Consider the following 14,604-nt stretch of genomic DNA (forward strand, 5'->3'; position numbering starts at 1 on the left):
TTCAATCTCCGTTGCCTTGCAAAACCTTGCCGATGACACCGGAACTGAAACCGCGGCTCATCATGAAACGTATCTGCTTCGCGCGCTCCCTGGCGTCCTGCGGCAGGACGCCGAACTTCTTCGCCCACACCGCACGCGCCGCTTCCAGCTCGCTTTCGCGCAACTCGGGCAGGACTGCCGCCACCGCGTCCGCGCTGACGCCTTTTTCCTTCAGCTCCTGAACGATGCGCTGGGCGCCGTATTTGCTGCGGCGCGCATGCACGATCTGCTCGGTGAAACGCGCTTCCGACAGCCAGCCGCGCTGCGCGAAATCGTCCAGCAACGACTCTACTTCATGCTCGTCTTCAGCGTGGGGGGCCAGCTTGCGTTTCAGCTCCAGACGCGAATATTCGCGCCGCGAGAGAAAACCGAGCGCGCGCTCCCTAAGACTGAACTGACTTGGGCGAATCAGTTCGCCCCTACTCAGGCGTCTACGGTATCGGGATCTACGATGGTCGGCAGGCCGCTCACGCCGACCGCTTCACGCACTTTGGCTTCGATTTCGCTAGCGATATCCTTGTGCTCTTTCAGGTACTCGCGCACGTTGTCCTTGCCCTGGCCGATCTTCTCGCCTTTGTAGCTGTACCAGGCGCCGGACTTCTCGATGAATTTGTGGTCCACGCCCATGTCGATGATTTCGCCTTCGCGCGAGATGCCCTCGCCGTAGAGAATGTCGAACTCGGCCTGCTTGAAGGGAGGCGCAACCTTGTTCTTGACCACCTTGACGCGGGTTTCCGAGCCGATCACTTCATCGCCTTTCTTGATCGCGCCGGTGCGGCGGATGTCGAGGCGCACCGAAGCGTAGAACTTGAGCGCGTTGCCGCCGGTGGTGGTTTCCGGGTTGCCGAACATCACGCCGATCTTCATGCGGATCTGGTTGATGAAGATCACCAGGGTGTTGGTGCGCTTGATGTTGGCGGTGAGCTTGCGCAGCGCCTGCGACATCAGACGGGCCTGCAAACCCATGTGCGAATCGCCCATCTCGCCCTCGATTTCGGCCTTGGGCGTGAGCGCCGCGACCGAGTCGATCACCACGATATCCACCGAGCCGGAACGCACCAGCATGTCGGCGATTTCCAGCGCCTGCTCGCCGGTATCGGGCTGGGAAATGAGCAGGTCGGCCACCTTGACGCCGAGCTTCTGCGCGTATTGCGGGTCGAGCGCGTGTTCCGCGTCGATGAAGGCCGCCGTGCCGCCGAGCTTCTGCATTTCCGCGATCACCTGCAGGGTCAGCGTGGTCTTGCCGGACGATTCCGGACCGTAGATTTCGACCACCCGGCCGCGCGGCAAGCCACCGACGCCCAGGGCGATATCCAGCCCGAGCGAGCCGGTCGACACCACCTGGATGTCCTGCATTGCGGCGTGGTCGCCCAGGCGCATGATGGAGCCCTTGCCGAACTGCTTCTCGATCTGCCCCAAGGCCGCTGCCAGCGCCTTGCTTTTATTGTCGTCCATAATGATTCCTTAAATTTAACCCGTGGATTATGTCACAGTTGCAACAGTGCTAAAACACCTTGAAGGGAAGGATCAACCTGCTTGACCGCCCATGCAAAGCGTACAGCGCCAGTGGCTTACCAGGTGAGCCACCGGAGAGAACCGTTTTATTCGCGCATTGCAAAAATTTGCTTCCGGTAATCCGCGAAACAGTGCAAAAAAATAAAAATAAATCAGAAAAACGCCATGACGCAACGTATAGGCACATCGCATGAAATCTAGCCTTCCCCAAAGAAGGTCGGCCGCCTTGGCTTTTTCCGTAATCCTGACAAGCCTGATTTTGATTCCTTCATGCTTCGCCGTTGCCACCTTAATGCAGATCAAGGTCAGCACGCTGGACCCGGAGCAGCTCGTGAAACACGTTTTCATGGCGTGCGATAAATTAGCGGGGAGGAAAGGCTGATGTGGCCATGGCGACGCGTTCCGGACACCTCCCCCCTCCTGTTGCAAGCCTCGATCCGGCTGTTTTTGGGGCTGTGTGTGGCCATTCTGGCGATCGGCTTGCTGATGGGGTGGATCGTGCATCTGTCGCAGGAAAAAGTGGCCGAGCATGACATCCAGGACGCCGTCGAATACTTCTCCGAAGGCATCAAGAATATGTCGCAGCGCGGAGAAAAGTCCGCCATCCGCTACAAAAGCCACCTCGAATTCACGCGAATACTGGAAGACCCGGCTAAGCGGTGGGTCAACCTCAGCAGCTATCTCACCACCCAGAACATCGGCGATAACTTTTCTGCCTTGCTGGTGGCCGACGCGCATGATCGTGTGCTGTTCTCCTACGGGTTCGACGTAAAGGCGCTTCCCGCCACCATCCCCAGCCCACCGGATATCGGCTGGTACTACCGCGAACAGGATGCAACGCTCTATCGCTACTATGTCCAGCACATCTGGCTGGGCGCCGAGGGAAGGGGGCATCTCATCCTGTTTCAGGCCATTAACCACGGCCTGCTGCGTGAATTCGCCACGCCCAACACCCACCTCTTCCTGCGTTGGCATGGGCAGGTGATTGCCTCGTCCCTGGGCGAACACGGCAAAACGCTCGAGCTTCTGCATCAGGCCGGACAAATGAACCATGACGGCATGCGGTTCGAACAGGAAAGCATCAAGTGGGGCGAAGGCGCCGACAGCCCGGAACTCGTGGTCCACCGGCAGATCGAGAGCCTCTTCGAGGCCAGGGAAGTCATCCTGGGCCTCCTTGCGGGTCTGGTCGGCCTGTTTCTGGCCCTATGGGCCTCGATCGGCTTCTGGGTTTACCGTACCACCGGGCGTATCGCACTGGTGGGCCAGGCATCACGCCAATTCATCCAGGATGGCCATCCCACCCCGGCGCTTAAACGCCTGCTGGAGAAAGCCTGTCGCCCCCGCGGGGACGAAATTAACGAAGTGGCCAGGTCACTCGGGTCGCTGACCGACACGGTGGCGCAGAACGACGCCGAGCGGAATGCTTACATGGCAACCTTGCGCGAAAGCGAGGCCAAGATACTGGAAATCACTTCGGTGCTGGCGGACGGGGTGTATGTGCTGGACAGGGACGGGCTGATCACTTTCGTCAACCACGAAACCGAGCGCCTGCTGGGGTGGACGGCAGCCGAACTCCTGGGCAAGAACGGGCACGATACTTTCCACTACAAACGTCCCGATGGCACCCCGATTTCTTCCGACTCCTGCCCGGTCCATCAGACCATCGATACCGGGCAAACCTACCGATCCCCCGACGACTGGCTGGTCCGCAAGGACGGCAGCAGCATCCCTGTTTCCATCGTCTCCAGCCCCATCGTCCGGGACGGGATAGTGACGGGGTCCGTAGCCGCCTTCCATGACATCACCCAGCGACTGGAAACGCAAAAAGCGTTGCGCGAAAGCGAGGAAAGATTCCGCCTGATCAGCACCTCAGCCATGGACGCGATCGTCATCGTCGGTCCGGCAGAAGAGATCACCTACTGGAACCCCGCAGCGGAAAGAATTTTCGGCTACCCGGCAATCGAGGCGCTGGGACAGAAGATGCATGACCTGATCACCCCACTCCGCCATCGCGAGGATTCGCGCCGCGGCTTCGACCGTTTCCGCTCTTCGGGCGAAGGCGCACTGATCGGTAAAACTTTCGAGATCACCGCGCTGCGCAAGGGCGGCGAGGAATTCCCCATCGAAATTTCCATTTCCGCCTTCCGGATCAAGGACCAGTGGCACGCACTGGGCATCATCCGCGACATCAGCGAGCGCAAGAAAGCGGAACAGGAATACAAGACCATCATCCAGACGACGATGGACGGCTACCTGGTGGTCGACGCCCACGAAGGCCGCTTCCTCGACGTCAACGACGCCTATTGCAAGATGCTGGGTTACAGCCGGGAAGAAATCCTGACCTTGAGGATATCGGATGTCGAGGCCATGGAATCGCCCGAACAGGTCAGGCAGCACAACGAAGAGCTCCGCAACAGGGGATGCGCGCAGTTCGAGACCCGCCACCGCTGCAAGGACGCCAGGGTCATCGACGTCGAGATCAGCGCGACCTACCTCGACATCCGGGGCGGCGTGTTCATCGTCTTCATCCGCGACATCAGCGAGCGCAAGAAAGCGGAAGAGCAAATCCGCCAGCTGGCCTATTACGACACCCTCACCAACCTCCCCAACCGCCGGCTGCTGCTGGACCGCCTCAACCAGTCCATCGTCCAGGCGAAACGCTATCAGCGCGCCGTGGCCGTCATGTTTCTCGACCTGGACCGCTTCAAGCACATCAACGACACGTTGGGCCACGACGTCGGGGACGAACTGCTGAAGGCGGTGGCAACTCGCCTGAACGCTTGCGTGCGGAACGGCGATACGGTATCGCGGCAAGGGGGCGACGAGTTCGTCATCGTCCTGGCGGAAATTTCCCAACCGACGGATGTCGCGCTGGTGGCGGAGAAGATCCTCGCCACGCTGGGAGAGCCCGTTACCGTCAAGGGCCACGAATTGCACATGACCACCAGCATCGGGATCGCACTCTTCCCCGTCAACGGAACCGATGATGCCCTGGAACTCATGAAGAAGGCGGATACCGCCATGTATGCCGTGAAGGAAGCCGGCAGGAATGGCTACCGGTTTTACTGAGCGCGCGATGGCGCGGTGCGGCGCATCACATCCGCGCCAGCACACCCCGCAACGCCTTCTCCACCGCCTGCAACCGGACCTCGCGCCGGTCACCGGAGAAGCGGCAACACTCGCTTTCCACCTCCCCGCCCCTCACCGCCCAGGCAAAGCAAACCGTGCCCACAGGCTTATCGGGAGAACCGCCGGTCGGGCCGGCAATCCCGCTGATCGCCAGGGAAATTCCGGCCTGGCTGCGCGCCAGCACCCCGCTCGCCATTTCCCTCACCGTCGCTTCGCTCACGGCCCCATGAAGCGCCAGGGTTTCCGTCGCCACGCCGAGCATTTCCTGCTTGGCTTCATTGGTGTAAGTGATGAAACCCCGGTCGTACCACGACGAACTGCCGGACACCGCCGTCACCGCCTCGCCCACCCAGCCGCCGGTGCAGGATTCGGCGGTCGCCAGCATCCAGCCTTTGGCCTTCAGGGCCAAACCGGTTTCCTCGGCAAGTTGGTACAAGGCGTCATCCATAAAATCGCTCCAGCAGTTTCAACACGGCCAGCGCGTAGCCCGCCGCCAGCAGGTCATCCAGCATCACGCCGAAACCGCCTTTGACGTGCTGGTCGAAATAGCGGATGGGGAAAGGTTTCCAGATATCGAACAGGCGGAACAGCAGGAAGGCGATGGCGTACCACGACCAGTCGGGCGGCGTGAAAGCCAGGATCAGCCACATCGCCACGATCTCGTCCCACACCATGCCACCGTGGTCGGGCACGCCCAGCGCCTTGCCGGTCACCTCGCAGAACCAGACCCCGGCCACGAAAGACAAGCCCACCACGGCCAGCAGAGGCCCCAGCGGCAGGAAATACGCCAGTATCAGGTAGAGCGGAATCGCCGCCAGCGATCCGGCGGTGCCGGGCGCGACCGGGCTGAGTCCGGAGCCGAAGCCTATGGCGAAAAAATGCGCCGGATGACGCAGGATGAATTTCAGGTCAGGCTGCAAAGTGATCGAAGCCTTTCGCGCTAACTTCCATGATTTCCCCCGCGCGCAGCAGCCGTAGACCTGCCGTGTCGGTCATGCGCCCGATGCAGGTCAGCGGCAATTCCAGTTTCCGCGCCAGATCCAGAATCGTTTCATGACGATCGGCAGGCGCGGCGAAGCACAGTTCGTAGTCATCCCCACCCGCCAGCACGCAGTTTTGCGCTACTACCTGAACCTCGCGTAGCGAGTCCGCGTCCCTCTTCTCGCCGGATTGAGCGGCTTTGCCGCCAATCCCGGCGGGGACACCCCTTGCGGGCGCTCCCGCAAGCGGGAGAGAGCTAGGAGAGAGGGGGCCGATATAGCGCCGCATGACCTCGTGCAGGGGCAGATTCTCGAAATGGATTTCCGCGCCCACTCCCGACTGCTCCAGGATATGCCCCAGATCGGCTAGCAGGCCGTCGGAAATGTCGATAGCCGCCGTGGCGATGCCGCGCAGCGCGATGCCCGCCGCGACGCGCGGTTGCGGCAGGTGGAGGAAAGGCAGCATCGCCGCGGCTTCCATGTGCTCCAGCTCGACGCGACGCTGGTAGTGCGCCAGCGCCAAAGCGGCGTTGCCCAGCGTGCCGGACACCCAGATTTCATCTCCCGGCTTGGCACCGTCGCGGCGCAAGGCCTGTCCCGCCGGCACTTCGCCCATGATCTGCACGCAGATATTGAGCGGTCCGCGCGTGGTGTCGCCGCCGATCAGCTCCACGCCGAACTTGCCCGCGAGTCCGAAAAAACCGCCGGCGAAGCCGCGCAGCCATTTCTCGTCGGCGGCCGGCAAGGCAACGGCCAGCGTCGCCCAGCGCGGCACGGCGCCCATCGCCGCCATGTCGGAAAGGTTCACCGCCAGGGATTTGTGCCCGACCGTGCCGGGGCCGTCGGCCTCGCCGAAATGCCGCCCCGCCACCAGCATGTCCACCGAAACCGCCAGCTCCATGCCCGGCGAAACCCGCAGCAACGCTGCATCGTCACCGACGCCCAATATCGCGCTGGGGGTCGGTCGGGTGAAATACTGGCGTATTAAATCGAACTCGGAGGGCATGGCTAGTGGCGTTCCTGCCAGTAACCCGGCTCACGTCTTAAATGCATCACCGCCAACACCTGGATCTGATCGCCTTCTGCCCGGTATAACACGCCGAACGGGAAGCGATTTGTCAGACAACGACGAACATCCTCGAACAACACCGGCCAAGCCAAGGGAAAATCGACCACATTCTGGATGGTTTTCAGCACCTCCAGCGAAAAGTCCCTGCCCAATCCCGCCTCAGCTGATTCGTAATATTCGATCGCAGCGAAGAACTCGGCCTCCGCCTCGGGGTGAAAAACAAACTTCACGATGGAAAGCGTGAGCGCAGCCGGTCCATCACTGCCTCGCCGGAAACACCCTTTACCTGACCAGCGCGCAACTCCGCGCTACGACGGCGAGCCACTTCCGCCCACTTGCTATCGATGCCAGCATCCGGCTGATTGAGCGAGCGCAGCAGGGAGTCGACTACAAGAGCGCGCTCCTCGACAGGCAGGCATTCCGCCTCATGAATGATTTCAGTTGTACTTAGCATTTTGATATTCCCATTTCAGCAAAGAGAGGCTCCCCACTCTAAATCCACTTCACGCGGTGCCACGGAAAGACGATCGAAGACCCCGCCATCCTTCGGCACGGCAAGCAGATGGGCGACAAAACACGGTGCGGCGGCCTGAGCGCTGTGCTGCAAGGCCTCGAAAGCCTGCTCGGAAAGGGCCACCACCGCATCCTTGCCGCGACGGGTGATGTGCTGCGGTTCGCCGCGCATCGCCGCTTCCACTACTTCGCTGAAGCGGGCCTTGGCATCCTGAAGTTGCCACTGGGTTGTACGCATGATGTCCTCGCACGGAATTCGGTCAGATTAACAGACTATATTGCGCTCTGCATTTACACCGCGAGTCAATAGACGCCCGGCAGATCTACTCCGCACCCTTCTGCTTCGCTTCCAGCTCTTCCCAGCGCGCCAGCACCACCAGCATTTCTTCCTCGATCTCGCCCACTCGCGCCTGCAGGCGCTTTGCTCCTTGCGGATCGCTGCGGTAGATTTCGCCATCGGCCAGCTTTACGCCGATTTCTTCCTGCTCGCGCTCCAGCGCTTCGATCTTGCCCGGCAGGGCTTCCAGTTCGCGGGTTTCGTTGAAATTCAGCTTGACCCGGACGGCCGGTTTGGCGGGCTTGGCGGCAGTTTTTTGCGGCGCCTCGGTTTTCTTTTCCGGCAGCGCTTCGCGTGCACGCTTGACCCGCACGTAATCGTCGTAGCCGCCGGCGTATTCCTGCAGCTCGCCGTCGCCCTCGAAGGCGATGACCTGGGTCACCACGTTGTCGAGGAAAGTCCGGTCGTGGGAAACCAGCAGCACCGTGCCGCTATAGTCCTGGAGCAGCGATTCGAGCAATTCCAGGGTTTCGATGTCGAGATCGTTGGTGGGCTCGTCCAGCACCAGCACGTTGGCCGGGCGGGTGAAAAGGCGCGCCAGCAGCAAGCGGTTGCGCTCGCCGCCGGACAGCGACTTCACCGGGGAACGGGCGCGCTGCGGGGCGAACAGGAAGTCTTCGAGATAGCTGATGACGTGCTTGCGCTCGCCGCCGATCTCGATGAAATCGCTGCCCTTGCTGATGGTGTCGATCAGGGTGGCCTCGTCGTCGAGCTGGGCGCGGAACTGGTCGAAATAGGCTACGGCGATCTTGGTGCCCAGCTTGACCGTGCCGCTATCCGGCTGCAGCTCGCCCAGGATGAGCTTGAGCAGCGTGCTTTTTCCCGCGCCGTTGGGGCCCACCAGGCCGATCTTGTCGCCGCGCAGCACGCGACCGGAGAAATCACGGATGATGACTTTGTCGCCGTAGGCCTTGCTGACATTTTCCAGCTCCGCCACCAGCTTGCCCGAACGCTCGCCCTGGTCGACGTTGAGGTTGACCGTGCCGCTGCGCTCGCGGCGCGCGGCGCGCTCGCGGCGCAACGCCTCGAGCCGCAGCACGCGCCCCTCGTTGCGGGTACGGCGCGCCTGGATGCCCTTGCGGATCCAGACTTCTTCCTGGGCCAGCACCTTGTCGAATTTCTCGTTGTGCACCGCTTCGATTTCAAGCAGTTCCTGCTTCTTGATCTGGTAAGCGGAAAAATTGCCGTCGAAGCCCACCAGCAGGCCGCGATCCAGCTCGACGATGCGCGTCGCCACGTTGTCAAGAAAGCGCCGGTCGTGGGTAATCAGCAACACGCTGCCGTTGAATTCATTGAGCAGCCCTTCGAGCCATTCGATGGCGGAGAGATCCAGGTGGTTGGTCGGCTCGTCCAGCAACAGCATGTCCGGCGCCATCACCAGCGCACGCGCCAGGGCCACGCGCTTTTTCTGGCCGCCGGACAAGGCGCCGATCTTGACGTCTTCGGGCAGCGCGAGCCGGCTCATGGTGGCCTCCACCCGCGCCTTCATGTTCCAGCCGTCGTGCGCTTCGAGCGCCACCTGCAGGTCGTGCATGCGCGCCAGCAAGGCGTCCATGTCGGCATCCGGGTCGCCCATGGCGTGGGTGACTTCGTGGTAGTCGATCAGTATCTGGTGGGCGTCGCCGAGCCCCTCGGCCACGGCTTCGAACACCGTGTGCCCGGGGTCGAGCTCGGGCTCCTGCGGCACATAGGCCAGCTTCATCCCCGGCGCGCGCCACACGCGGCCGTCGTCGGGTTGTGCCGTACCGGCGATGATTTTGAGCAGGCTGGATTTGCCGGTGCCGTTGCGCCCGATCAGGCCGACTCGTTCGCCCGGCTCCAGCACCAGGTCGGCGTGGTCCAGCAGCGGCACATGACCGAACGCGAGAGATACTTTATCTAGTTGTATTAATGGCATATTTAGAGAGACGGCGTACCTTCGCTGGCATGGGTTTTTTCATGGATCTGCTGGCACCGGACACAGCGCAGGGCTGTGGGGTAAGCAAGCAGGCGTGCGATCACGATAGCTTCGGCGCAATCGATGCAAATCCCGAATTCGCCCTGTTTCAAGCGCTTGCGCGCCGCTTCGATATCGCGCATTTCATTGATTTGCCGGTCCGCCCTTGCCGCAGCGATATCCGCCAGCGCATCGGCCATCGATTCATCGCCCTCGTCAGAGCCGCCCGATTCGGCGAAGTCGGCGAAATGCTGCTCCCCGGACCCGGCCAGCTCGGCCCGCACTTCATCGAGCAGCTGCTGGTAGCGCTGCTTCAGCACCTCTTCGAGCTGCTGGCTCTGTTCCACCGTAAACGTTTTCATAAATCCCTCGATTCCGGGCAATTCCCGAAGAATGTTGAAGTTTAACATAGCCCCCTCCCGCATCAGCCGCCGCCCACGGCCCGAAATTTAGCGTAAAATCCCGCCTTCGCCCCGGTAGCTCAGTGGATAGAGCAACCCCCTCCTAAGGGGTAGGTCGGACGTTCGATTCGTCTTCGGGGCGCCAATCCATTCGAAATAGCCAGGAAATCCGCCGGAAATTCCGATCGCTTGCCGTTCTAAAATGATCCGCAAAAAGGCCGGCATCGATCGAGCCGGCGGCAGCTGCGAATAAGAACGCAGCGCTCATCGTCACGCTGCCACGGCAGGCACCAAGGATCGCGCTTACCCCATTCAGGGGTTGAACGCTTCGCTACCCTTCCCTATAAAAAGCAAACTTGTTGCGGCCTTCAGCCTTGGCCGCATACATTGCCACGTCGGCCCGTTTCAGCATTTTGTCTTCGTCCGCCGCATCCCGCGGGAACAAGGCGATTCCGATGCTCGTGGAGATAAAAACCTCATGCCCATCGAGATCGAACGGGGGCGCAAAAACAGCCAGGATCTTCTCCGCCACTCTTGCCGCATCTTCCTCAACCGTGATCTCGGGGAGAATCACCGTGAATTCGTCCCCGGCCAGGCGAGCCACGGTATCCGATTCGCGTACGCATGCCCGGATGCGCGTTGCAGCTTGCTGCAACAGCACGTCGCCGGCGTGGTGGCCGAGCGTATCGTTCACCGACTTGAAGCGATCCAGGTCGAGGAACATGAGCGCGCCGGGGTGGCTGGCACGCTTCGCCGACGCCAGCGTCTGGCGCAGGCGGTCGAGGAACAGGGCGCGGTTGGGCAGATTGGTGAGCGAATCGTAATGCGCCATGTGTTCGATACGCGCCTCGGCCTCTTTTTCGGCGGAGATGTCCTCCAGAATGGCGATGAAGTGCGATACCGCCCCATGCGCATCCCGCATCGGCGTGATCGTCTGGCGCACGAAGAACTCCGACCCGTCCTTGCGCCGGTCCACCATTTCGTTGCGCCACACATCACCGCGCAAAATGTCGCGCCACATTTTCTCGACGAAGGTGGAATCCTGTTTGCCGGAATTGAGGATGCGGGGCGTCGCGCCCAGTGCGTCGCGCTCGCCGAAGCCGGTCAAGACGGTAAATGCCTTGTTCAGCCACAGGATGCGCCCGCTGTTGTCGGTGATGAAAACGCCATTGGCCGTGGCGGACAGCGCCGTACTCAGCAACATCACCTGCTGCTGATCCCTGGCCGTTTCCAGGGCAACGCAAATGCGGCTGGCAATGCCCGAAAGGTGCTGCAACACGTCGGGATCGTCAAAGCTGTGTTCGTGCTGCGAATACACCGTGAAGGCACCGTAGATTTCCCCGCGGATGATGAGAGGGAGGCCCAGGATGGCTTTGAGGTTGTGCCGCCTGGCCGAGTCGCGCCAGGGCTGGAAACCGGCGTCGGAGAGATTGAATACCTGCGCTTGCCCGGTTCTGATGGTCGTGCCTGTCGGCCCCTTGCCCTGCGGCGTATCGTCCCAGCGCACGCCGACGCTTTCCAGCTCGCCGCGATAACCGCATGCCGGCCCGGCGTCGGCCATGATCGTTACCACGCCCTGTGGTTCCTTGCGCCCCAGCCAGATGTACGGATAGCCGAAAATTCGCGCCACTTCGACGCAGATAAACTCGAATATCTGCTGGATGGACTGGCCGCGCAGGACCTGCTGATCGATGCCGTGCTGCAGCTGGTCGACCCCCTGCAGCTGATACTGTTCGGTAACGTCGGCGGCATAGACGGCAAGATTCACCACCTTGCCGTCCGCATCGAAAACCGGGTAGGCGTTGATGTCGAAGCGAATGCCATCCCGGATGTCCTGGAAATGGGCCGCCGTCCCGGACTGGAACACCTTCGCGGCAAAAGATTTCCGGGACTGCGCGAGGTCCGGCGGCAGGAGCGCATAGAAATTCGCGCCCACGATTTCGTGCTGTTCCTTGAGCAGGCGATGCGCGCCGACCTCATTGATCGCGATGATGGTGCCTTCTTCGTCGAGCAATATCGCTGTTTCCATGGTGGCGTTGATCAGGGCGCGCGATGTGCCTTCGCTGCGCTGCAGTGCGGTCTCCGCCAGCTTGCGATCGGTGATGTCCTGTACCGTCCCCATCGAGCGCAGAGCCTTGCCGTCCTGGCCGAACTCCGTTTCGCAGCGCTCATGCACATACTTGACTCTGCCATCCGGTAACAACAGCCGGTGTTCGATTTCGTAGGAGGCCTTGTTTTCCAGGGAGTCGAGATAAGCCTGATTGACCGCTTGCCGGTCATCCGGGTGGATCGCGGCGAGGAACGCCTCGTAAGAGGCTCCGAACGAATCGGCGTCGATTTCGAAGATGCGGAAAATCTCTTCCGACCACCATAGTCTGTTCGTCGCCAGATCGAGCTCCCAATATCCCAGGCGCGCAATCTGCTGTGCCGCCACCAGGCGCGCCTGGCTGTCGCGCAATGCCGTTTCCATTTGCGTGCGCTCGGTGATGTCGTAGAACCATCCGAGCACGGCTGACTCGTTCCCGTACTCCAGCGTAAGGTAGGATGCGAGCGCCCATTTCCGCTTCCCGCCGGACATGCGCAACTCAACCAGTTTGTTGGTTACGCCATCGCCCCGCGACAAGCGCGCAAGCACCTCCTCGTATTCCTCGGGACGCGCGTAGTAGGCTTTGGGGTCGACCCCGATCACATCATCCGGTACCGAGTCGATCAGTTCGGCGTAACGCTGGTTGGCAAAGAGCACCCTGCGGCCCGAGGAGCTGGCGATACGCACCGCGATCGGGCTGGTCTCCAGCATGTAGCGGAACCTCGCCTCGTTCTGGCGAATCGTTTCCTCCGAACGCTTGCGTTCCGTAATCTCGATTTTCACCGCGACATAATGGGTGCTGACGCCGGCCGCATTTTTCACGGGCGACAGGTGCACCTCTTCCCAATACAGCTCACTATTTTTGCGCTTGTTGATCAGTTCACCGTGCCAGACCATCCCGTCGGCGATTGTCTGCCACAAATTCTGGTAGGTCTCCATCGGGGTCAGCCCGGATTTGAGAATGCGCGGGTTGCAGCCAATCGCCTCCTCGGGCTGATAGCCGGTGACCTCGACGAATTTCGGATTGACGTACTGGATGGTGCCGTCCAGGTCGGTGATAACGATCGAGGCCGGGCTTTGTTCGATCACGGTGGACAGCTTGCGCAATTCATCTTCGGCCGCCTTGCGCTCGGTAATGTCTTCGACGATTGACCAGATGTATTTCTGGCCATCGTTGCCGCTCACCAGCGTGCCGTTGAGCCGCAAGGAAACCGCGCTGCCGTCCTTGCGGACGTATTCTTTTTCATAGGGGCCATAGCGGCCGTTGCGTTCCAGAGACTCAAGTTGCCGCGCCTCTTCGGCCTCATACTTCCTGGGCGTGAGCGTCCAGTAGTCCAGGGCTTTCAGCTCTTCGGCGGGATAGCCGCAAATATCCCGGAACGCCTCATTGAATTCGACATAGCGGCCTTTCATGTCGGTCAATGCGATGCCCAGCGGCGATAGTTCGTATAGCCCGCGCAGCTTTTCTTCGCTCTCGCGCAGGGTGCTTTCCGCCAGCAGCCGTTCGGCCTGCAAGGCGGTAATCAGCAGGCCCGTCAGCACGGTCGTCGCCATGTAGCTCCACAAGAGGAACAGGCTGGTGTGCACGTCGGACAGGAGAAAAGGGCTAAAGCCGACTGCCGTGCCCCAGGCTGCCAGCACCGAGAAACCCAGGCCCGCCAATCCGGCGCCGGTACTCCCGAAGCGCAGGGCGATCCACGCGACCAGCGGCAGGGTCAGGAACACGAGAGGCAATGAGCGCCCCATCTGCTCATAGTTGTAGATGAATGCGAGCCAGGCCATCGGGCCGGCGACGAGCGCCCAGAGCAGCAGTTCCCGGCGGGAGTGGATCTGCTGTTCGACGTTCTTCCGGCTAAGCGTCAGGAGAAAAGAAGCGGCCAACAACACCCCTACGGTATCCCCCATCCACCACGACAGCCAGGCGGAGCCCGTAGATTCATAAGGCATCAGCCCAGCCAGATGGAGGCTGGCGACCCCGCACGATGCGGAAACCGTCATGCCGGCGCTGGCAGCCGAGATGAAAGTACCCACGTCTCTCCGGCGGTCGAACGCGCCATGGAATTTGGCGCGCTTTAGCCATGCCGTGGTCAGGAGCGGGCCAAGCGTGTTACCCACGGCAATGCTTGCCGCCAGGAGCACGGGGGATCCGATGGATAGATTGACGAAAAAAGCACCGAGCAGGACGCCGGGCCATACGCCCCAGCCCCAGCGAAGCAGCCCGGCCACAGCGATGCCCGTCGGCAGCCAGACCAGCGTGATGTGCGAGCCGACATAGGGAATCTGCAGCCCGAGCCAGCCAGCCACAAAGTAAGCAAGGGCCAGAACAACAACTCTAATCAATCCTGCGTTCACCGGATGCATCCCCTGCCGTAAATCTTGTTGCCAGTTTCAGAAATTCTATCCATGGGCAGCGGCGCCGTTCCAGCCCGAAGCACCGAATGGTTCACCAATGGGCATGACGAACTGGGTTGACCCATGCGGCGTCTCATAGTGACATCTTCCGACCTTTTACCGGCTTATGCAATGGAGGCACGGCAACGTGATTACCGCAAAAAGAAGCGCCATTCTTGACTGTTTTACACGGCTTTTTAACGCATAT

General features: G+C 61.2%; 13 protein-coding genes and 1 tRNA gene. 2 read left to right on the forward strand and 12 right to left on the reverse strand.

Features of this window, described 5'->3' with window-relative positions:
* Nucleotide 1: 1 nt before the first annotated feature.
* From recX to SKTS_RS13865, 3 genes are all read right to left on the reverse strand, one after another.
* Nucleotides 2-466, reverse strand: coding sequence for a recombination regulator RecX (recX, locus tag SKTS_RS13855; RefSeq protein ID WP_342343014.1), 465 nt, complete (start codon nt 464-466; stop codon nt 2-4).
* Entirely contained in the window at nt 463-1,494 is a 1,032-nt protein-coding gene (gene recA / locus SKTS_RS13860) for a recombinase RecA (protein WP_173066162.1), read from the reverse strand. The genes recX and recA overlap by 4 nt, the downstream gene beginning before the upstream one ends.
* Nucleotides 1,495-1,566: 72 nt before the next feature.
* A complete protein-coding gene (locus tag SKTS_RS13865; RefSeq protein WP_173066165.1) occupies nt 1,567-1,866 on the reverse strand; it encodes a hypothetical protein in 300 nt (99 codons plus the stop codon).
* Nucleotides 1,867-1,935: 69 nt separating this feature from the next.
* On the opposite strand from SKTS_RS13865, the gene SKTS_RS13870 reads away from it, so the two are divergent.
* On the forward strand, nt 1,936-4,623 hold the full coding sequence (locus tag SKTS_RS13870; RefSeq protein ID WP_173066169.1) for a PAS domain S-box protein: 2,688 nt from the start codon (nt 1,936-1,938) through the stop codon (nt 4,621-4,623).
* A 25-nt stretch (nt 4,624-4,648) separates the two neighbouring features.
* On the opposite strand, the gene SKTS_RS13875 is transcribed toward SKTS_RS13870, so the two are convergent.
* From SKTS_RS13875 to SKTS_RS13910, 8 genes are all read right to left on the reverse strand, one after another.
* Nucleotides 4,649-5,131 (reverse strand): CinA family protein, encoded by a 483-nt coding sequence (locus SKTS_RS13875; protein ID WP_173066172.1) that lies wholly within the window; start codon nt 5,129-5,131, stop codon nt 4,649-4,651.
* The gene (locus SKTS_RS13880; protein ID WP_173066175.1) at nt 5,124-5,603 is read right to left on the reverse strand and encodes a phosphatidylglycerophosphatase A family protein; all 480 of its coding nucleotides are present in this window, start codon (nt 5,601-5,603) and stop codon (nt 5,124-5,126) included. The genes SKTS_RS13875 and SKTS_RS13880 overlap by 8 nt, the downstream gene beginning before the upstream one ends.
* Nucleotides 5,593-6,669, reverse strand: coding sequence for a thiamine-phosphate kinase (gene thiL / locus SKTS_RS13885; protein ID WP_173066178.1), 1,077 nt, complete (start codon nt 6,667-6,669; stop codon nt 5,593-5,595). Before thiL ends, SKTS_RS13880 begins: the two co-directional genes overlap by 11 nt.
* Nucleotides 6,670-6,671: 2 nt before the next feature.
* On the reverse strand, nt 6,672-6,962 hold the full coding sequence (locus tag SKTS_RS13890; protein WP_173066181.1) for a type II toxin-antitoxin system RelE/ParE family toxin: 291 nt from the start codon (nt 6,960-6,962) through the stop codon (nt 6,672-6,674).
* Nucleotides 6,959-7,186, reverse strand: coding sequence for an addiction module protein (locus SKTS_RS13895; RefSeq protein WP_173066184.1), 228 nt, complete (start codon nt 7,184-7,186; stop codon nt 6,959-6,961). Before SKTS_RS13895 ends, SKTS_RS13890 begins: the two co-directional genes overlap by 4 nt.
* A gap of 15 nt (nt 7,187-7,201) precedes the next feature.
* Nucleotides 7,202-7,483, reverse strand: a complete 282-nt coding sequence (locus SKTS_RS13900; protein WP_173066187.1) for a type II toxin-antitoxin system Phd/YefM family antitoxin — start codon at nt 7,481-7,483, stop codon at nt 7,202-7,204.
* 85 nt (nt 7,484-7,568) lie between these two features.
* Nucleotides 7,569-9,479: an ATP-binding cassette domain-containing protein gene (locus SKTS_RS13905; RefSeq protein WP_173066190.1), complete on the reverse strand. Its 1,911-nt coding sequence runs from the start codon at nt 9,477-9,479 to the stop codon at nt 7,569-7,571.
* A 2-nt stretch (nt 9,480-9,481) separates the two neighbouring features.
* The gene (locus tag SKTS_RS13910) at nt 9,482-9,880 is read right to left on the reverse strand and encodes a TraR/DksA family transcriptional regulator (protein ID WP_173066193.1); all 399 of its coding nucleotides are present in this window, start codon (nt 9,878-9,880) and stop codon (nt 9,482-9,484) included.
* Between the two features lie 108 nt (nt 9,881-9,988).
* Here SKTS_RS13910 and SKTS_RS13915 point away from each other — a divergent pair.
* A tRNA-Arg gene (locus SKTS_RS13915) sits at nt 9,989-10,064 on the forward strand.
* A gap of 186 nt (nt 10,065-10,250) precedes the next feature.
* Here SKTS_RS13915 and SKTS_RS13920 read toward each other — a convergent pair.
* Nucleotides 10,251-14,345 carry a PAS domain S-box protein gene (locus SKTS_RS13920; RefSeq protein WP_173066196.1) on the reverse strand — a complete coding sequence of 1,365 codons (4,095 nt, stop codon included), beginning with the start codon at nt 14,343-14,345 and terminating at the stop codon, nt 10,251-10,253.
* Nucleotides 14,346-14,604 lie beyond the last annotated feature (259 nt).

Source organism: Sulfurimicrobium lacus, assembly GCF_011764585.1.
Classification (GTDB): Bacteria; Pseudomonadota; Gammaproteobacteria; order Burkholderiales; family Sulfuricellaceae; genus Sulfurimicrobium; species Sulfurimicrobium lacus.

Excerpts from the sequence above, each read along its gene's own strand:
- recA (WP_173066162.1), bottom strand. The coding sequence starts at position 1,494 with ATGGACGACAATAAAAGCAAGGCGCTGGCAGCGGCCTTGGGGCAGATC.
- SKTS_RS13870 (WP_173066169.1), top strand. The coding sequence starts at position 1,936 with ATGTGGCCATGGCGACGCGTTCCGGACACCTCCCCCCTCCTGTTGCAA.
- SKTS_RS13875 (WP_173066172.1), bottom strand. The coding sequence starts at position 5,131 with ATGGATGACGCCTTGTACCAACTTGCCGAGGAAACCGGTTTGGCCCTG.
- thiL (WP_173066178.1), bottom strand. The coding sequence starts at position 6,669 with ATGCCCTCCGAGTTCGATTTAATACGCCAGTATTTCACCCGACCGACC.
- SKTS_RS13895 (WP_173066184.1), bottom strand. The coding sequence starts at position 7,186 with ATGCTAAGTACAACTGAAATCATTCATGAGGCGGAATGCCTGCCTGTC.
- SKTS_RS13900 (WP_173066187.1), bottom strand. The coding sequence starts at position 7,483 with ATGCGTACAACCCAGTGGCAACTTCAGGATGCCAAGGCCCGCTTCAGC.
- SKTS_RS13905 (WP_173066190.1), bottom strand. The coding sequence starts at position 9,479 with ATGCCATTAATACAACTAGATAAAGTATCTCTCGCGTTCGGTCATGTG.
- SKTS_RS13910 (WP_173066193.1), bottom strand. The coding sequence starts at position 9,880 with ATGAAAACGTTTACGGTGGAACAGAGCCAGCAGCTCGAAGAGGTGCTG.